This is a genomic window from Micromonospora sp. LHW51205 (assembly GCF_003315815.1).
Lineage (GTDB): Bacteria > Actinomycetota > Actinomycetes > Mycobacteriales > Micromonosporaceae > Micromonospora > Micromonospora chalcea.
In genome coordinates this window covers 1218999-1236187 of the sequence record NZ_QMEZ01000001.1, presented here as the reverse complement: position 1 = coordinate 1236187, position 17189 = coordinate 1218999, and the positions used below count along the sequence as shown (strand labels likewise).

The 17189-nt window shown below is 72.4% G+C and carries 19 protein-coding genes; 13 read left to right on the top strand and 6 right to left on the bottom strand.

Annotated features, from left to right (window positions below; all coding sequences use genetic code 11):
• Positions 1-9: 9 nt before the first annotated feature.
• Entirely contained in the window at positions 10-849 is an 840-nt protein-coding gene (locus tag DQE82_RS05800) for a DUF3027 domain-containing protein (RefSeq protein ID WP_043327164.1), read from the top strand.
• Positions 850-853: 4 nt separating this feature from the next.
• Here DQE82_RS05800 and DQE82_RS05795 read toward each other — a convergent pair whose 3' ends face one another.
• On the bottom strand, positions 854-1117 hold the full coding sequence (locus DQE82_RS05795; RefSeq protein ID WP_030503567.1) for a DUF2530 domain-containing protein: 264 nt from the start codon (positions 1115-1117) through the stop codon (positions 854-856).
• A gap of 92 nt (positions 1118-1209) precedes the next feature.
• Between DQE82_RS05795 and DQE82_RS05790 the strand changes: the two genes are divergently transcribed.
• The 5 genes from DQE82_RS05790 to thpR all read left to right on the top strand — a co-directional run bounded on the left by DQE82_RS05790 (position 1210) and on the right by thpR (position 5710).
• Positions 1210-2691 carry an NCS2 family permease gene (locus tag DQE82_RS05790; protein ID WP_043327162.1) on the top strand — a complete coding sequence of 494 codons (1482 nt, stop codon included), beginning with the start codon at positions 1210-1212 and terminating at the stop codon, positions 2689-2691.
• Between the two features lie 61 nt (positions 2692-2752).
• A complete protein-coding gene (locus DQE82_RS05785) occupies positions 2753-3202 on the top strand; it encodes a MarR family winged helix-turn-helix transcriptional regulator (protein WP_030503565.1) in 450 nt (149 codons plus the stop codon).
• Between the two features lie 68 nt (positions 3203-3270).
• The gene (locus DQE82_RS05780; RefSeq protein ID WP_064448807.1) at positions 3271-4557 is read left to right on the top strand and encodes an MFS transporter; all 1287 of its coding nucleotides are present in this window, start codon (positions 3271-3273) and stop codon (positions 4555-4557) included.
• Between the two features lie 75 nt (positions 4558-4632).
• On the top strand, positions 4633-5142 hold the full coding sequence (locus DQE82_RS05775) for a hypothetical protein (protein ID WP_030503563.1): 510 nt from the start codon (positions 4633-4635) through the stop codon (positions 5140-5142).
• Between the two features lie 4 nt (positions 5143-5146).
• Positions 5147-5710 carry an RNA 2',3'-cyclic phosphodiesterase gene (gene thpR, locus DQE82_RS05770; RefSeq protein ID WP_113972156.1) on the top strand — a complete coding sequence of 188 codons (564 nt, stop codon included), beginning with the start codon at positions 5147-5149 and terminating at the stop codon, positions 5708-5710.
• A gap of 80 nt (positions 5711-5790) precedes the next feature.
• Here the strand turns inward: thpR and DQE82_RS05765 are convergent, their stop codons facing one another.
• From DQE82_RS05765 to DQE82_RS05750, 4 genes are all read right to left on the bottom strand, one after another.
• Positions 5791-6777, bottom strand: a complete 987-nt coding sequence (locus DQE82_RS05765) for an aldo/keto reductase (RefSeq protein ID WP_113972155.1) — start codon at positions 6775-6777, stop codon at positions 5791-5793.
• Positions 6778-6841: 64 nt separating this feature from the next.
• Positions 6842-7921 carry a septation protein SepH gene (gene sepH, locus DQE82_RS05760; RefSeq protein WP_043327153.1) on the bottom strand — a complete coding sequence of 360 codons (1080 nt, stop codon included), beginning with the start codon at positions 7919-7921 and terminating at the stop codon, positions 6842-6844.
• Between the two features lie 191 nt (positions 7922-8112).
• Positions 8113-9240, bottom strand: coding sequence for a phosphoserine transaminase (gene serC, locus DQE82_RS05755; RefSeq protein ID WP_113972154.1), 1128 nt, complete (start codon positions 9238-9240; stop codon positions 8113-8115).
• 251 nt (positions 9241-9491) lie between these two features.
• On the bottom strand, positions 9492-10598 hold the full coding sequence (locus DQE82_RS05750) for a citrate synthase 2 (RefSeq protein ID WP_043327149.1): 1107 nt from the start codon (positions 10596-10598) through the stop codon (positions 9492-9494).
• Positions 10599-10871: 273 nt separating this feature from the next.
• Here DQE82_RS05750 and pdxH point away from each other — a divergent pair, with 273 nt between their 5' ends.
• The 7 genes from pdxH to DQE82_RS05715 all read left to right on the top strand — a co-directional run bounded on the left by pdxH (position 10872) and on the right by DQE82_RS05715 (position 16778).
• Positions 10872-11501, top strand: coding sequence for a pyridoxamine 5'-phosphate oxidase (pdxH, locus tag DQE82_RS05745; protein WP_069089568.1), 630 nt, complete (start codon positions 10872-10874; stop codon positions 11499-11501).
• Positions 11498-12790: an MFS transporter gene (locus DQE82_RS05740; protein WP_069089567.1), complete on the top strand. Its 1293-nt coding sequence runs from the start codon at positions 11498-11500 to the stop codon at positions 12788-12790. Before pdxH ends, DQE82_RS05740 begins: the two co-directional genes overlap by 4 nt.
• Before the next feature lie 16 nt (positions 12791-12806).
• Positions 12807-13733, top strand: coding sequence for an aldose 1-epimerase family protein (locus tag DQE82_RS05735; RefSeq protein WP_043327144.1), 927 nt, complete (start codon positions 12807-12809; stop codon positions 13731-13733).
• Between the two features lie 2 nt (positions 13734-13735).
• Positions 13736-14338 carry a nitroreductase family protein gene (locus DQE82_RS05730; RefSeq protein WP_043327142.1) on the top strand — a complete coding sequence of 201 codons (603 nt, stop codon included), beginning with the start codon at positions 13736-13738 and terminating at the stop codon, positions 14336-14338.
• Between the two features lie 54 nt (positions 14339-14392).
• The gene (locus DQE82_RS05725; RefSeq protein ID WP_013283726.1) at positions 14393-14698 is read left to right on the top strand and encodes a type II toxin-antitoxin system VapB family antitoxin; all 306 of its coding nucleotides are present in this window, start codon (positions 14393-14395) and stop codon (positions 14696-14698) included.
• 31 nt (positions 14699-14729) lie between these two features.
• A complete protein-coding gene (locus DQE82_RS05720) occupies positions 14730-15890 on the top strand; it encodes an acyl-CoA dehydrogenase family protein (protein ID WP_113972153.1) in 1161 nt (386 codons plus the stop codon).
• 99 nt (positions 15891-15989) lie between these two features.
• The gene (locus tag DQE82_RS05715) at positions 15990-16778 is read left to right on the top strand and encodes a DUF4230 domain-containing protein (RefSeq protein ID WP_113972152.1); all 789 of its coding nucleotides are present in this window, start codon (positions 15990-15992) and stop codon (positions 16776-16778) included.
• A gap of 86 nt (positions 16779-16864) precedes the next feature.
• On the opposite strand, the gene DQE82_RS05710 is transcribed toward DQE82_RS05715, so the two are convergent.
• A complete protein-coding gene (locus DQE82_RS05710; RefSeq protein WP_043327136.1) occupies positions 16865-17068 on the bottom strand; it encodes a PspC domain-containing protein in 204 nt (67 codons plus the stop codon).
• Positions 17069-17189 lie beyond the last annotated feature (121 nt).

Sequence of the window (17189 nt, the reverse complement as noted above, 5' to 3'; positions counted from 1 at the left end):
TGGACCGGCATGGGGAACAATGGTCCGGTGACCAGGCCCGCCTCCGCCCGCGCTCCCCGGCTCGACCAGGTCTGCGCCGCCGCCGTCGAGGTGGCCCGCGACGCCATCACCGAGGTGGAGCCGACAGACATCGGCGACCATCTCCAGGCCGTCGCCGAGGGCGACCGGGTCGTCACCCACTACTTCGAATGCCGGATGGCCGGTTACCGCGGCTGGCGCTGGGCCGTCACGGTGACCCGGGTGCCGCGCAGCCGGCACGTCACCATCTGCGAGACGGTGCTGCTGCCCGGCCCGGACGCGCTGCTCGCCCCGGGCTGGTTGCCCTGGCAGGAGCGGCTCAAGCCGGGCGACCTGGGCCCGGGCGACCTGCTGCCCACCCCGGCCGACGACGAGCGGCTCGCCCCCGGCTACCTGCTCTCCGACGACCCGGCGGTCGAGGAGACCGCCTGGGAGCTGGGGCTGGGCCGGGCCCGGGTGCTGTCCCGGGAGGGGCGCGCCGAGACCGCCCAGCGCTGGTACGACGGTGACCACGGCCCGGACGCCGCGATCTCGACGGCCGCGCCGGCCGCCGCCCGCTGCGGCACCTGCGGTTTCTACCTGCCGCTGGCCGGGGCGCTGCGACTGGCCTTCGGCGCGTGCGGCAACTTCTACGCGCCCGACGACGGCCGGGTGGTCAGCGCCGACCACGGGTGCGGCGCGCACTCGGAGACGCTTGTGGAGACGCCCGAGACGCCCGTCGAGGAGCTGCCCACCGTCTACGACGACAGCGCGGTCGAGGCCATGACGGTCAGCCGGGCCCCCGGGTCGGTCGAGGCGTCCGAGCCGGCGGAGCCGTACGGCCACCCCTGACCGGTCAGCGCGGCCGCTGCGCGGCGGCCGCGCGTCGGCGACGCCGGTTGGCGTCGTGCCGCATCATCACCGCCAGGCCGGGAAAGCCCCACAGAAAACCGGCCAGGCAGGTCCAGAGCCAGTTCTGACGCCCGGACTCGGTGAGCCAGTCCCGGAAGAAGATCAGTAGCACCAGACCGGCCACCGCCCAGGCGATCAGCCCGGCGACGGCGAACGGCACCATCGGCGGGTCGAGCGGCTCCGGCCGCGGCTGTTGCTCCTGTGACACCGGCCCAGCCTACGTGATCGTTCTTCCCTGCCCGCCAGGTGATCTGGGACGATGCGCGCGACAAAACCCGGCCGATGACCAGATGAGGAACCATGTCCATTGCTCCACCGCCGGATCACGGCACTCCGCCCGATCCCGCGCATCCACGTAACGGCTTCGACCGCTTCTTCCTGATCTCGGCACGCGGGTCCACGCTGAGCCGGGAGCTTCGGGGCGGTTTCGCCACGTTCTTCACGATGGCGTACATCGTGGTGTTGAACCCGCTGATCCTGGGCAGCGGGAAGGACGGCGACGGCCGTTCGCTGGCGATTCCGGCGCTCGCCGCGGCGACCGCGCTGGTCGCCGGCCTGATGACCATCCTGATGGGCGTGGTGGCCCGGTTCCCGATCGCGCTCGCGGCCGGCCTGGGTGTGAACGCGCTCGTCGCGTACGAGATCGCGCCCCAGATGACCTGGGCGGACGCGATGGGCCTGGTGGTCATCGAGGGTGTGCTGATCGGCATCCTGGTGCTCACCGGACTGCGTACCGCGGTGTTCCGGTCGGTGCCGACGCAGCTCAAGACCGCGATCGGCGTCGGCATCGGTCTGTTCCTGACCATCATCGGCCTGGTCGACGCCGGGTTCGTCCGGCGTGTGCCGGACGCGGCGAACTCCACCGTGCCGGTCGGGCTGGGCATCAACGGCAAGATCGTCAGCTGGCCGATGCTGGTCTTCGTGGTCGGCCTGCTGATCACGCTGGTCCTGGTGGTACGCCGGGTCCGGGGCGCGATCCTGATCGGCATCCTCGCCTCCACCGTGCTGGCCATCGTGGTCGAGGCGATCGCCAACGTCGGCCCGTCCTTCGTCGACGGCAAGCCGAACCCGAAGGGCTGGGCGCTGAACGTGCCCGAGCTGCCGAAGCAGATCGTGGACGTGCCCGACCTGTCGTTGCTGGGCCAGTTCAACGTGCTGAACTCGTGGAGCCGGGTCGGCTGGCTGGTGCCGCTGATGTTCATCTTCACGCTGCTGATCACGGACTTCTTCGACACCATGGGCACGATGGTCGCGATCGGCCAGGAAGGGGACATGCTCGACGAGACGGGCACCCCGCCGAAGGCCAAGGAGATCCTGCTCGTCGACTCGATCGCCGCCGCGGCCGGTGGCGCCGCCTCGGTGTCCAGCAACACGTCGTACATCGAGAGCGCCGCAGGTGTCGCGGAGGGCGCCCGGACCGGCGTGGCCAACCTGGTCACCGGCAGCCTGTTCCTGCTGGCCATGTTCCTCGCGCCGCTGTCGTTGATCGTGCCGTTCGAGGCCGCGTCGACGGCCCTGGTGGTGGTCGGCTTCCTGATGATGACGGCGGTCCGCACGATCGACTGGACCGACTACGAGATCGCCATCCCGGCGTTCCTCACCATCGCGCTGATGCCGTTCACCTATTCGATCTCCAACGGCATCGGGGCCGGCGTGATCAGCTTCGTGCTGCTGAAGGTGGCGAAGGGTAAGGCCCGGGAGGTCCACCCGCTCCTGTACGGGGTCGCCGCGCTGTTCATCGTGTACTTCCTGCGCGGGCCGGTCGAGTCCGTGTTGCTCTGACGCTGGTGAGCCTGGTCATAACGCGTGTCGTTAGCCAGGCTCATTAGTTAAGCTAACTACCGTGACGGAGCGGACGGTGACGGCGAAACGCGTGCCACCGGCGCAGCTGGCCCCTCAGCTGCGAGATGCGATCACCCGGCTCAACCGGCGGGTCCGACAGGCCCGGCCGGTCGGCGACCTCACAGTCACCCAGCTGTCGGCGCTCACCAGCCTCAACCTGGCGGGCGCCCTCACACCACGGGAACTCGCTGATGTCGAACGGGTGCAGCCGCCCACGATGACGAAGATCGTCGCGAAGCTGGAGGAGCGGGGCCTCGTGCAACGCACCCCCCACCCGACCGACGGACGGCAGGTCATCCTGGCGGCTACCGAAGGGGGACGGGCCGTACTCGACCAGTTCGAGCGGGCCCGCAACGAGTGGCTGGCCACCCGGCTGGCCGAGCTCACCGAGGACGAACGCGAAACGCTACGGCGCGCCGCGGACATCCTCCAGGGCATCGCTCGCGCCTGACACCGCCGCCCGCGGTTCGCTTCGTCAGCTGTGGATGAAGCGTACCGACGCAAGGAGGCGCACCTAGAGTGCAGGCCAAATTGAGCACGATGTTCCAGTCCCTACGGGTCCGTAACTACCGACTCTTCGCCACCGGGCAGCTGATCAAACTGATCGGCGTCTGGATGATGTTCATCGCCCAGGACTGGCTCGTGCTCGAGCTCAGCGACAACTCGGCGACCGCGCTCGGCGTGGTCACCGCGTTGCAGTTCACGCCCGTACTCCTGCTCACGCTGCTCTCCGGACGGCTCGCCGACCGCTACGACAAGCGGATGCTGCTCTTCGTCGCCAACGCGTTCTGGACCGTGCTCGCGCTGGCCATGAGCGTCCTGGTCCTGACCGGCCTGGTGCAGCTCTGGCACGTCTTCACGTTCGCCGCCCTGCTCGGCGTCTCCAACGCGGTCGAGACACCGGTCCGTCAGGCGTTCGTCTCCGAGCTGGTCGGCATGCCGCTGCTGCCGAACGCGCTCTCGCTCAACGCGGCAGTGTTCAACTCCGCCCGGATCGTCGGCCCCGCCGTCGCCGGCCTGGCCATCGCCGCCGTCGACGTCGGCCCGGTCTTCCTGGTCACCGCGCTCAGCTCGATCGCCCCGCTGGTCAACGTGGTCCGGATGCGTACCGAGGAACTGCACCGCAAGGACCTGCCGCCGGTCGGCGAGCGGGACCAGGCCCGGGTGGTCGACGGCCTCCGGTACGTGGCACGCCGCCCCGACATCCTGCTGCCGATGGTCCTCATGTCGGTGATCGGGATGAGCCTGTTCAACTTCCAGCTCACCCTCGCCGCGCTCGCGAAGACCGTGTTCAACACCGGCGCCGCCTCGTTCGGCCTGTTCAGCACCGCGCTCGCGGCCGGTGCGCTGGTCGGGGCGTTGGCCGGCACCGGACGGCGCAGCCGGCCCTCGGTCTGGCTCGTGCTCGGTGCCGCGATCGGCTGCGCGGTCTTCGGCACGCTCGTCGGGCTCGCCCCGGCGTACTGGCTGGTCGTGGCGCTGCTGCTGCCCGCCGGGTTCTTCATGATCTACTTCGCTCAGGCCGCCAACCAGCGCGTCCAGCTCGGTGTCGACGCCTCCTTCCGGGGACGGGTGATGGCGCTGTGGGTGCTGGTGTTCCTGGGCACCAACCCGGTCGGCGCGCCGCTGATCGGCTGGGTCGCCGAGCACTACGGCGCGGGCGCGAGCATCTGGGCCGGCGGCCTGATCTCGCTGACCGCCGCGCTGCTGGCGCTCACCTGGCAGCTGCGCCGCTCCGGCGCCCGGCTGCGGATGCGGGTGCTCCCGATGCCCCGCTTCTACGTCGTGTCGCCCGGAGCCAAGTAGCCCCGATAGCCGGTCGTACCGGCCCGATTACCCAAACGGGTGGCGGGCCGGTGCGGCAGGGCTTAGCGTCGATGTGTGGAAGTGGGGCAGGGACTGCTGCTGGCGCTGGCGATCCTCGCCGTCTGCTGCCTGCCCGCCCTGTTCGCGCTGCTGTTCTGCGCTGACGAGATCATCGACCGGGTCGCGTGCGGGTGGGCCGAGTGGCGGGAGCAGCGCCGGGAACGCCGTACCATCGCGCGGCTCGACCGGGCCATCGAGGCCGAGGCGCTGACCCGCGACATCGACCTCACCGAGTTCGACCGGGACGGCCGACGGCCGCTGGACCAGCTCGCCACCGACCTGCGCCGCCTCGGCGGCCACCGGCTCGCCGCCAACGACCGCAGCGTGGTGTGGCACGGCGCGGTCATCGAGGCGTACGACGAACGGCTGCGCGCCGCCTGCCGGGCGCTCGGCATCGACGAGCACCTGGCCGAACTGGACGGCGTCGACCGGGAGATCGAACGGGTACGCGTCGAAGGGCTGCTGCACGCCGCCGGGCTGACGTTGCCGGCCGCCCGCGCCGCGCACCACCAGCGGCACCGCTGACCTGGTGCGTCTCTTCGCGGCGATCTACCCACCTGCCGTGGCGGTCGAGGACCTGACCGCCCGGGTCAAGGGCCTGCGGGTCGCGGCCGCCCGCCACGCCCGGCTGGCCGATCCGGCGGACCTGCACCTCACGCTGGCCTTCCTCGGCGAGGTGCCGGACGTCCGGCTCCCCGACGTGAAGCACGCGCTCGCCTCGGCCGCCCGGACAGCTCGTACCCCACTGCTGCGCCTCGCGGGCGGCGGCAGCTTCGGTCAGGGCCGGTCCACTGTGCTCTGGGTCGACGTACGCGGCGACGTCGAGGCGCTCGACGCGCTCGCCCGCTCGATCCGCGGCGGGCTGCGCGAGGCCGGGCTGCCCTGCGACGACAAGCCGTTCCGGGCGCACCTGACCATCGCCCGCCCCGGTGACCGGGTGCCCGAGGCCGACCTCCACGCCGACCGGGACACCCTCAACGGGTACGCCGGCCCACAGTGGTCGGCCGGTGAGGTGATGCTGACCCGCAGCCACCCGGGCAGTACGCCCCGCCACACGCGCATCGCCGCGTGGGCGCTCGCGCCGGCGCGTTGATGCGGGCGGCGTGCTAATTCGGCGGCGTGTTAAGAAGGGGCCCCTTCTCTACCTGAGGCGTTAAGAAGGGGCCCTTCCTTTCACCAGGCCCAGGCCTCGGGGCCGGGGCCGCCGTTGCCTACGGGCGGGAACAGCTCGTCCAGGCGGGTCAGCGTGGGCTCGTCCAGGTGGACGTCGAGCGCGCCGAGGTTGCGGTCGAGCTGGTCCATGGTGCGCGGGCCGACGATCGGGGCGGTCACACCCGGACGGGACAGCAGCCACGCCAGCGCCACGTCAGCCGGGTCGTGGCCCAGGTCGGCGCAGAGCTTCTCGTACGCCTCGATCGTGCCGCGGTGCTCGGCCAGCGCGTCGGCCGAGCGGCCGGTGGTGCCGCGCGCCGCACTGCCCTCGGCCATCTTGCGGATGATGCCGGAGAGCAGCCCGCCGTGCAGCGGCGACCACGGGATGATGCCCAGCCCGTAGTGCTGGGCGGCCGGCACGACCTCCAGCTCGACGTACCGGGTCAGCAGGTTGTAGATGCACTGCTCGGAGACGAGGCCGAGGAAGTTGCGCTTACCGGCTGCGGCCTGCGCCTGCGCGATGTGCCAGCCGGCGAAGTTGGACGAGCCGACGTAGAGCACCTTGCCCTGCGCGACGAGCGTCTCCATCGCCTGCCAGATCTCCTCCCACGGCGTGGCCCGGGAGATGTGGTGCATCTGGTAGAGGTCGATCGTGTCGGTCTGGAGGCGGCGCAGCGAGTCCTCGCAGGCCCGGATGATGTGCCGGGCGCTCAGGCCCTGCTCGTTGGGCCACTCGCCCATCTTGCCGTACACCTTGGTGGCGAGGACGACCTTGTCGCGGCGCCCGCCGCCCTGCGCGAACCAGCGGCCGACGATGTGCTCGGTGACGCCCTCACCGAGCTTCCAGCCGTAGACGTTTGCGGTGTCGAAGAAGTTGATCCCGTGTTCGAGCGCCCGGTCCATGATGGCGAAGCTGTCCGGCTCGTCGGTCTGCGGACCGAAGTTCATCGTGCCGAGGCAGAGTCGGCTCACGGACAGGCCGGTGCGTCCCAGGTTCGTGTACTCCATGACTCCACCCTGGCACGCCGGCACTTGGAGTGCCCTCTCAACGAGCCAGGGTGGAGCTTGCGGATCAGGAGGATTCGCGGGCCGCCGGGCCGGTGCCGAAGAGCACGTCGTCCCAGCTCGGCAGCCGCTTGCGCGGCTTGCCACCGGCCTCGGTGGACTCGCCGCCCGCGCCGCCGGTCGCCGCCGCGGCACCGGTGCGCCGCGGCCGCAGCACTGCCAGCGAGGGTACGGCCGGGATCTCCTTCGGCGCGTCCGAGTCGTCGTCGAAGGCCGAGCCCTGCCCGCCCCCGAGCAGCGCGGCGGCGCCACCGGCGACGGCCCGCTGGCGGGGCGCCTCCTGCGCGGCGGGGGAGCGGGTGTCGAGACCGCGCCCGGACGTGCCGCCGAGCGGCCGGTCCAGCGAGGCGAGCAGCGCGTCCCGGCCGGCGCGGATCGGGTCACGCCCCGGACGGGCGTGCTCGGAGGCGGCCGGCAGGCCGTGCCCGCCCCGGCTCGGCTCGCCGCGCGACGGACCGGGCAGCGCGTGACCGCCCCGCTCCGGTGCCGGCTCCTGGCCGAGGATCGGCGTGGGCCGCTCGGCGCAGAGGTATTGCGCCATGTCGTCGTGCGGGGCGACGTTCTGCCGGGTCTTGTCCAGGTCCCACACCGCCTGCGCGGTGGCCTTGCCGGACGGCCAGGTCGCGATGATCCGCCAGGTGCCGTCGTCGCGGCGGTAGGCGTCCCACGAGATCTTCTCGGTGTCGATGCCGTGCTGGGCCAGCCGGCCGTTGACGACCTCGGCCAGCGGGGTCGGCTTCTCCGCGCCCTTCAGGCGGGTGCGGCGGGCGTGCTGGGCGAGCATGGCCCGCTCCTGGAGCACCGGACCGGCGTAGCGCAGCACCCGGTCGACCGGCACACCGGCGATGCGGGCGACGTCCTCCGCGGACTCGCCGGACCGGATCCGGGCCTGGATGTCCCGTGGGGACAGCGACGGCGTCGGGTCGGTGGCGCTCGGCACCACCGCGAGCGGCGGGGCGCCCGGCTCGGCGTGCAGCGCCGACGCGATCCGCTCGTCGATGGGCAGCGCCAGCAGGCGCCCCACCTCGTCGGCGAGCACCAGGGCCTGGCCGTCCTCGGAGAGGGCGACGAAGCGTACTGGGCGCATGGGCTTGCCTCCGTCCCGCTTCGCTGGCCGTCACGCCACGGGAGCCGGCCACCCGGGCGTCTCGCACCACCGTACGCTCATCTACCCGCCGATGGGGACTGCGACACCCCGGCATGTCGTGACTGAGCTGCGGTAATGATCACGGTGGGTGGCCGCCGGAGCCCTGACGGCCACGCACCGTGACGGCGTGATCAGAGTCGCTCGACCACGTAGTCGATCGACGCGGTGAGCGCCTCGACGTCGGCCGGCTCGACGGCCGGGAACAGCGCCACCCGCAGCTGGTTGCGGCCCAGCTTGCGGTACGGCTCGGTGTCGACGATGCCGTTCGCGCGCAGCACCTTGGCGATCGCCGTGGCGTCCACCCCGTCGGCGAAGTCGACGGTGGCGACCACGTTGGACCGCAGCGCAGGGTCCGCCACGAACGGGGTGGCGAACGACGAGCGCTCGGCCCAGCCGTACACGATGCCGGCGCTCTCGGCGGTGCGCTTGGCCGCCCAGCCCAGCCCGCCCTGGGAGTTCATCCAGTCGGTCTGCTCGGCGGCCAGGAAGATGGTCGCCAGCGCCGGGGTGTTGTACGTCTGCTCCAGCCGCGAGTTGTCGATCGCGGTGACCAGGTCGAGGAAGGCCGGGATGTAGCGGCCCGACTCCTTGATCTCGGTGGCCCGGGCCAGCGCGGCCGGCGACATCAGGGCCAGCCAGAGGCCGCCGTCGGAGCCGAAGCACTTCTGCGGGGCGAAGTAGTAGACGTCGGTCTGGGCGACGTCCACGTCCAGCCCGCCCGCGCCGGAGGTGGCGTCGACCAGCAGCAGCGAGCCCTCGTCGGCGCCCGCGACCCGGCTGATCGGCACCGCGACGCCGGTGGAGGTCTCGTTGTGCGGGGTGGCGTAGACGTCCACGCCCGCCTCGGCGACCAGCGTCGGGGCGCTGCCCGCGTCGGACTTGCGCACCGTCGGCTCGCCCAGGAACGGCGCATCCTTCACCGACTTGGCGAACTTGGCGCCGAACTCGCCGAAGCTGGCGAACTGGGCCCGGTCACGGATCAGGCCGAACGTGGCGACCTCCCAGAACGCGGTGGTGCCGCCGTTGCCGAGCACCACCTCGTACCCCTCGGGGAGGGAGTAGAACTCGGCCAGGCCGCGGCGCAGCCGGGCGACCTGGTCGCGGACCGTCTTCTGCCGGTGCGACGTGCCCAGGTAGCTGGTGGCGACGTCGGCGAGGGCGGAGACCGCGGCCGGACGGACCTTGGACGGGCCGCAGCCGAATCGTCCGTCGGCGGGCCTGATCTCGTCGGGAATCCGGATGGTCGGTGCGTCAGCCACGGTCTTCAAGATCCTTCCGCATGGGCGAGAGGTGAGCTGGCAGGGCGCGGACGAGGTGCTGCCGCGTGGCGGCGGGCGTCCGAGCCCGTTCCGGCGACACTGCCACGGCAATCCTCGCACCTGCTCCGGGCCGTCCGGCGGCCAGTCCCACGCCGGTCGGTGAGGCGTCCGCCACACGGGCCGCGAGCCGGTCCCGGACGTGCCGGAGCCCCGCTCCACCGGCGGGTGGAAGCGGGGCCCCGGGCGAGACGTCAGACGCCGTGCGGGATGGCGTCCCAGCCCTCGACCTCCTGCGGCTTGCGCGAGCCGTGGCCGACGTACGTCGCCGACGGGCGCACCAGCCGCTGGAGCTTCTTCTGCTCCAGGATGTGCGCCGACCAGCCGCCCATCCGCGCGCAGGTGAACATCGAGGTGAACATGTGCGCCGGCACCTCGGCGAAGTCCAGCACCACCGCCGACCAGAACTCGACGTTCGTGGCGAGGACGCGGTCCGGGCGGCGGGCCTGCAGCTCGGCCAGCGCGGCCTTCTCCAGCGCCTCGGCGACCTCGAAGCGGGGCGCGCCCAGCTCCTTGGCGGTGCGCCGCAGCACGCGGGCGCGCGGGTCCTCGGCCCGGTAGACCCGGTGGCCGAAGCCCATCAGCCGCTCGCCCCGGTCGAGCACGCCCTTGACGTACCCGTCGGCGTCGCCGCTGCGCTCGACCGCCTCCAGCATGCTGAGCACCCGGGACGGGGCGCCGCCGTGCAGCGGGCCGGAGAGCGCGCCGATGCCGGAGGAGATGCAGGCCGCGGCGTCCGCGCCGGTGGAGGCGACGATCCGGGCGGTGAAGGTGGAGGCGTTCAGGCCGTGCTCGGCGGCCGAGATGAAGTACGCGTCGACGGCCTTGACGTGCCGCGGGTCGGGCTCACCCCGCCAGCGCTTCATGAACCGCTCGACGATGGTCTCCGCCTTGTCGATCTCCTTCTGCGGCACGGCCGGCAGGCCCAGGCCGCGCGCCGACTGGGCGACGAAGGACAGCGCGGTGACCGACACCCGGGCCAGGTCCTCGCGGGCCTGCTCGTCGGAGATGTCGAGAAGCTGGCTGAGCCCCCAGTACGGCGCCAGCATGGCGACCGCGGACTGCACGTCGACGCGGATGTCACCGGAGTGCACCGGCACCGGGAACGGCTCGGCCGGCGGCAGGCCGGGGCCGAACCGGCCGTCCACCAGCAGCGCCCAGACGTTGCCGAACGAGACCTGGCCGATCAGGTCCTCGATGTCCACGCCCCGGTAGCGCAGTGAACCCCCCGCGCGGTCGGGTTCGGCGATCTCGGTCTCGAAGGCTACGACGCCCTCCAGGCCCGGTTTGAAATCGGACATGTCGTCTCCTGGCTTCGGCTCGGCGCGCCCGGGCGGGCTGATCGAGCCCCGCAGCTCAGGCGACCCTTCAGGGATGTGGTTCGGAACATCTTGCCCGGTGGGTAACAGACTGCGCGACCCACAGCCACTGTGCGCCACACGACATCCCCGCCGCTGGCCGTCGGCGAGAGAGGGAGAAGACTGGGTACCGGGGCCTGGCCAGCGTCGGGGGACGCCGGCACGCCCGGGAGAGGGACGAGCACAGTGACAGGCGACACACCCGCACCGGCCGGTATGCGTAACGAGTACGCCGCCGACCTGGGCCTGACCGAGGCGGACCTGGCGCCGGACTGGCACACCCAGTTCGCCCGCTGGTTCGCCGACGCGGTGGCACATCCGCTGCCCGAGCCGAACGCGATGGTGCTCGGCACCGCCGACGCCCGGGGCCGGCCCAGCGGGCGCACCGTGCTGCTCAAGGGGTACGACCCGGAGGGCTTCGTCTTCTACACCAACCACGGCTCGCGCAAGGGCACCGAGGTGACCGGGAACCCGTGGGCCAGCCTGGTGTTCCCCTGGTTCCCGATGCAGCGGCAGGTGACGGTGACCGGCCGGGTCGAGCCGGTGGACCGGGCCGAGACCGAGGCGTACTTCGCCAGCCGGCCGCGCGGCTCGCAGCTCGGGGCGTGGGCCAGCGCCCAGTCGACGGTGGTGCCGGACCGCGCCGCGCTCGACGAGGCGTACCGGGCGGCGGCGGAACGGTTCGCCGACGTGGACCCGATCCCCGCGCCGCCGCACTGGGGCGGGTTCCGGGTCCGGCCCGAGACGGTCGAGTTCTGGCAGGGCCGGGCCAGCCGGCTGCACGACCGGCTGCGCTTCCGGCGTACCGGGAACGGGGTTTTCGTCGTCGAGCGGCTCGCGCCGTGACCGACGTCACGCAGGCCCGGCGGCGGGGTGCGCGCCGCTGGGCGATCGACCTGCGCCCGCTGCGCGTGCCCGCGTACCGGCGGGTCTGGACCGGCAACGCGATCGCGATGTTCGGCTTCCAGTTCACCGCCGTGGCGGTGCCGGTGGAGATGTTCGACCTGACCGGCGGCTCGCTCTGGGTCGGCCTGCTGGGCATCGCCGGTTTCGTGCCGCTGCTGCTGTTCGGGTTGTGGGGCGGCGCGATCGCCGACGCCCGGGACCGCCGCCGGGTGCTGCTCGTCGGCGGTTGCGTGCTCTGGGCGTCGACGCTGGGGCTGCTGGTGCAGTCGCTGGCCGGCGTGCGCAGCCCGCTGCTGCTCCTGCTGCTCGTCGGCCTCCAGTCGACGGCTTTCGCGATCACCTCACCGGCCCGCAGCGCGATCCTGCCCCGGCTCGTGCCGGCCGAGCTGGTCCCGGCCGCGACCACGCTGAACTTCACCACGTTCACCGCCGCCGCCGTCTTCGGCCCGCTCGCCGCCGGCCTGATCTTCGCCGGGTGGGAGGTGGGGACGGCGCTGCCCATCGCGTACGCGGCGGACGCGCTGCTGTACACGGCGGCGCTCTGGGCCACGCTGCGGCTGCCCGCGATGCCGCCCGCGCCGGACCCGGACGGCGGCGTCCGCAAGGCCGGGCTGGCCAGCATCGTCGACGGTTTCCGCTACCTGGCCACCACGCGGGTGCTGCTGCTGTCCTTCGCCATCGACCTGATCGCGATGATCCTGGCCATGCCGCGGGCGCTCTTCCCCGAGCTGGCGCAGGAACGCTTCGGCGGCGCCTCGGCGGTGGGCTGGCTCTACAGCTCGATCGCCATCGGCGCGATGCTGGGCGGCCTGACCTCCGGGTGGATCGGCCGGGTCCGCCGGCAGGGCCTCGCGCTCACCGTGGCGGTGGTCGGCTGGGGCGTCGCGATCGCGCTCGCCGGGCTGGCCGGGCAGTTGTGGGTGGCGGTGGTGCTGCTCGGCGTCGCCGGCGCCGCCGACCTGGTCAGCGCCACGCTGCGCCAGTCGATGCTGCTGGTCTACGCGCCGGACCGGATGCGGGGCCGCCTCCAGGGCGTGAACACCGTCGTGGTGGCCGGTGGCCCGCGTCTGGGCGATCTGCGGGCCGGCGCGACGGCCGCCGGGTTCGGCACCGGCGTCGCCATGGTCGGTGGTGGCCTGGCCGCCGCCGTACTCGCGGTGTTGCTGGTGGTGGCGTTCCCGGCGCTGCTGCGCTATCGCTCGACCACCCCCGCCGAGGAGCGCCACTGACGGTAGGGTCGCCGACATGGGGATCGACGTGCAGCCACCGTCCGGTACACAGTGGACCATTTCCGCCGACGGCCACGAGGCCGTCGTGGTCGAGGTGGGCGGCGGGCTGCGGGCCTACCGGCACGACGGCGTGGACTACCTCGACGGGTACGCCGAGGACGAGGTCTGCCCCGGCTCGGCCGGTCAGGTGCTCGCGCCCTGGCCGAACCGGATCCGGGACGGCGTCTACTCGTTCGGGGAGCGGTCGTTCCAGCTCGACCTCACCGAGCCGGAGCGGCACAACGCGCTGCACGGCCTGGTGAACTGGGCGCGGTGGCAACTGATCGAGCAGTCGGCCCAGAGCGTGACGATCGGCTACGACCTGCCGCCCAGCCCCGGCTACCCGTGGGCGCTGCGGCTGCGGGCCCGGTGGAGCGTCGGCCCGGACGGGCTGCGGGCCGAGCACGAGGCGACGAACCTGTCCGGCGAGCCGGCGCCGTTCGGCTTCTCCGTGCACCCCTACCTGCAACTGCCGAAGGCCGGCGTGGACGGGATTCGGCTGCACCTGCCGGCCCGGCGGCGGGTGCTGGTGGACGGCCGCCTGCTTCCGGTCGGTGCGACCGAGGTGACCGGCTCCGAGTTCGACTTCACCAGCCCGCGCCCGATCGGCGACCTGGTCCTCGACACCGCCTTCGGTGACGTCGAGCGGGACGCCGACGGCGGCTCGGCGGTGACGCTCGGCTCGCCGGACGGCTCGTCCGGGCTGCGGATCTGGGCGGACCGCGAGTTCGGCTGGTGGCAGGTGTTCACCGGCGACACGCTCGGCGGGGAACGGCACCGCCGGTCGGTGGCGGTCGAGCCGATGACCTGCCCGCCGGATGCGTTCCGCTCCGGCAGGGACGTCATCACGCTGGAGCCGGGGCAGACCTGGCGGGGCGCCTGGGGCGTCCGGCCGGAGGTCTGAGCGTGGAGTTCGCCGAGGTAGTCCGCCGCCGCCGGATGGTGCGCAACTACGACCCCGACCGCCCGGTGCCGCCGGAGGTGGTGGACCGCCTGCTGGACCACGCGGTCCGCGCGCCGTCGGCCGGGTTCGCCCAGGGCTGGGGCTTCCTGGTGCTGGAGGAACCCGAGGACCGGGAACGGTTCTGGGCGGCGACCACGCCCGGTGGCGGCGGCCGGGAACGCTGGCTGGCCGGGATGCGCCGGGCGCCGCTGATCGTGGTGCCGCACGCCAACCGTGACGCCTACCTGGACCGCTACGCCGAGCCGGACAAGGGCTGGGCGGACCGCGCCGAGGACCGCTGGCCGGTGCCCTACTGGTACGTGGACACCGGCTTCGCGGCGCTGCTGATGCTGCTCACCGCCGTGGACGAAGGGCTGGGCGCCTGCTTCTTCGGCATTCCGCCGCAGCGGATCGAGGCGTACCGGGAGGCGTTCGGGGTACCGCCGGAACTCAGCCCCGTCGGAGCCATCACAGTGGGTTATCGGGCTGTTGACCATCGGTCACCGTCGCTGCGTAGAGGGCGGCGTCCGGTGCAGGATGTGGTGCGGCGGGGACGGTGGACCTGAGCGGTTAGGCTGACATCCACATCGTCAGCCGGGCCTGGGGGAGGAGAGCACGCCGTGATCTTCAGGGCGGTCCGGGACGGGCGTCCCTACCCGGAGCACAACCTCACGCTGAAGCAGTGGGCCGAGATCCCGCCGCGCCCGCTGCGGCTGGACCAGCTCATCACCACCAAGCGCGAACTGGCGCTGGACAAGCTGCTCGCGGAGGACTCCACCTTCTACGGCGACCTCTTCCCGCACGTGGTCCAGTGGAACGGCGGCCTCTACCTGGAGGACGGCCTGCACCGGGCGCTGCGCGCGGCGCTGCAGCAGCGCAACCAGATCCACGCGCGCGTGCTGGTCCTCGGCGACCAGGGCGAGTGACGCCCGGCTGAGCCTTGGTTAAGGTGACGCCATGACTCCTCTGGACCTGCTCGACATCGATGCGTCGCTCAGCGAGGAGGAGCGGCAGATCCGCGCCGTCGTGCGCCAGCTCGTGACCGACCGGGTACGCCCGCACGTCGCCGGCTGGTACGAGGACGGCCAGGTGCCGGCCCGTGAGCTGGCCCGCGAGTTCGGCAAGCTCGGCCTGCTCGGCATGCACCTGACCGGCTACGGCTGCGCCGGCGCGTCCGCCGTCGCGTACGGGCTGGCCTGCCTGGAGCTGGAGGCCGGCGACTCCGGTGTCCGCTCGCTGGTGTCGGTGCAGGGATCGCTGGCCATGTACGCCATCTGGCGCTTCGGCAGCGAGGAGCAGAAGCAGCGCTGGCTGCCCGCCATGGCGGCCGGCGAGGCGATCGGCTGTTTCGGGCTCACCGAACCCGACCACGGCTCCGACCCCGGCTCGATGGCCACCCGGGCCCGCCGCGACGGCGACGACTGGATCCTCAACGGCAGCAAACTGTGGATCACCAACGCGCCGATCGCCGACGTGGGCGTGATCTGGGCGCGCACCGACGAAGGGGTGCGCGGCTTCGCCGTACCCATGGACACGCCGGGGGTGACGGCGCGCGAGATCCGGCACAAGATGTCGCTGCGCGCGTCAGTGACCGGCGAGATCGCGCTCGACGACGTCCGGCTGCCGGCCGACGCGCGACTGCCCGAAGCGATCGGGCTGAAGGCGCCGCTGGGGTGCCTGACCGAGGCCCGGCACGGCATCGTCTGGGGCGCGCTCGGCGCGGCCCGCGACTGCCTGGAAACCGCATTGGAGTACGCGACCACGCGCACCCAGTTCGGCCGCCCGCTCGCCGGTTTCCAGCTCACCCAGGCCAAGCTCGCCGACATGGCGGTGGAGTGGAACAAGGGGATGCTGCTCGCGCTGCACCTGGGCCGCCTCGCCGACGCCGGCACACTGCAGCCCCACCAGGTGAGCGTGGGCAAGCTGAACAACGTGCGCGAGGCGCTCGCCATCGCCCGGCAGTGCCGCACGATCCTCGGCGCGAACGGCGTCTCCGGCGAGTACCCGGTGATGCGGCACGCCAACAACCTGGAGAGCGTGCTCACCTACGAGGGCACCTCCGAGATCCACCAGCTCGTCATCGGCCAGCGGCTGACGGGCCTGTCCGCGTTCGCCTGACCTGCGGTTTCACCCGATCGGGACGCTCGGCGAGCGACTGTCGCACGGTGGCCGTACCGTCTTTGTCAGTCGATGTGTCGGACGAGGACGGTGAGGGCGATGGCCCGCGACGGTGACATCAACGAGCCCACCCGGGAGTTCCCGGACTACCCCACCAGCGAGTCCCTTCGCGACCGGGCGGAGGGCTCGCCCGACCTGGACCGCGACCCCGATCGCGAGCCCGGTCCGGGCACCCCGGCGTCGGGCGGCGGCGCGGCGCGCGGCCTGCTCTGGGTGCTCGGCGCGGCGGCGCTGGCGGTGGTGGTGCTGCTCGGCGTGCAGGCCACCGGCCTGCTGCCCGACTTCCGCAACCCGTTCGCCAAGGAACAGACCGACCGCAGCCAGCCGCCGCTGCTCAAGTCGATCCGTGACCTGAGCCGCTACGTCGCCGCCGAGGGCAACTTCCAGGTCGTGGTGGACGTGCAGAACGACCGGCGCAACGTGCCCGACTTCCTGCTCAACGAGCGCACGCTGTTCGTCGGGGCGGGCCGCGTCGAGGCGTACGTCGACTTCGCGAAGATCGCCGACGGCGCGGTGACGGTCTCCGAGGACGGCAAGTCCGCCGAGATCAAGCTGCCCGCGCCGCAGCTCGGCGAGACCGACCTGGACATGGACAAGAGCTACGTCTTCGCCCAGCAGCGGGGCCTGATCAACCGGCTCAACGACCTGGTGGCCGGCGACCCCAACCGGCAGCAGCAGATCTACAAGCTCGCCGAGGACCGGATCACCGCGGCGGCCCGCGACAGTGGGCTCGCCGCCCGCGCCGAGGAGAACACCCGCAAGATGCTGGAAGGGCTGCTGCGCTCGCTCGGCTACGAGAAGGTGACTGTCACCTACACCGCGCCCTGATCTTCGTGCGCTGACGCCGCGCGCCCGCCCCGATGGTCCGGGGCGGGCGCGTCGCGTGTGTGCCGGTGTCCCGGCTTCGTGTCGCGTCAGCGGGTGGCGAGGTAGCGGTCCTCGTTCGGCATCAGAACCCACAGGATCAGATAGATGATCACCTGCGTGCCGGGCAGCAGCAGCGACAGCAGGAACAGCAGCCGGACCAGGCCGGCCGACATGCCGAACCGCTGTCCCAGGCCGGCGCAGACACCGGCGATCATGCGCCCCTGGCGGGGCCGGACCAGTTTGCGACTCATCGTCGTCTCCCACTTCTGCGGCGATCCGCCGCGCTGATTCCACGGTAGAGAGGGGTGCGCGCCGCGCCCTCGGCCCCGAGGATGATCGGCGACCCGGGCACCCGTAGGTGCATACCCCGGA

Bases quoted from the DNA above. Each gene is read 5' to 3' on its own strand.
- DQE82_RS05800 (WP_043327164.1), top strand. From the start codon at position 10: ATGGGGAACAATGGTCCGGTGACCAGGCCCGCCTCCGCCCGCGCTCCC.
- DQE82_RS05790 (WP_043327162.1), top strand. From the start codon at position 1,210: ATGTCCATTGCTCCACCGCCGGATCACGGCACTCCGCCCGATCCCGCG.
- DQE82_RS05765 (WP_113972155.1), bottom strand. From the start codon at position 6,777: ATGGAGTACACGAACCTGGGACGCACCGGCCTGTCCGTGAGCCGACTC.
- sepH (WP_043327153.1), bottom strand. From the start codon at position 7,921: ATGCGCCCAGTACGCTTCGTCGCCCTCTCCGAGGACGGCCAGGCCCTG.
- DQE82_RS05750 (WP_043327149.1), bottom strand. From the start codon at position 10,598: ATGTCCGATTTCAAACCGGGCCTGGAGGGCGTCGTAGCCTTCGAGACC.
- pdxH (WP_069089568.1), top strand. From the start codon at position 10,872: ATGCGTAACGAGTACGCCGCCGACCTGGGCCTGACCGAGGCGGACCTG.
- DQE82_RS05735 (WP_043327144.1), top strand. From the start codon at position 12,807: ATGGGGATCGACGTGCAGCCACCGTCCGGTACACAGTGGACCATTTCC.
- DQE82_RS05720 (WP_113972153.1), top strand. From the start codon at position 14,730: ATGACTCCTCTGGACCTGCTCGACATCGATGCGTCGCTCAGCGAGGAG.
- DQE82_RS05715 (WP_113972152.1), top strand. From the start codon at position 15,990: ATGGCCCGCGACGGTGACATCAACGAGCCCACCCGGGAGTTCCCGGAC.
- DQE82_RS05710 (WP_043327136.1), bottom strand. From the start codon at position 17,068: ATGAGTCGCAAACTGGTCCGGCCCCGCCAGGGGCGCATGATCGCCGGT.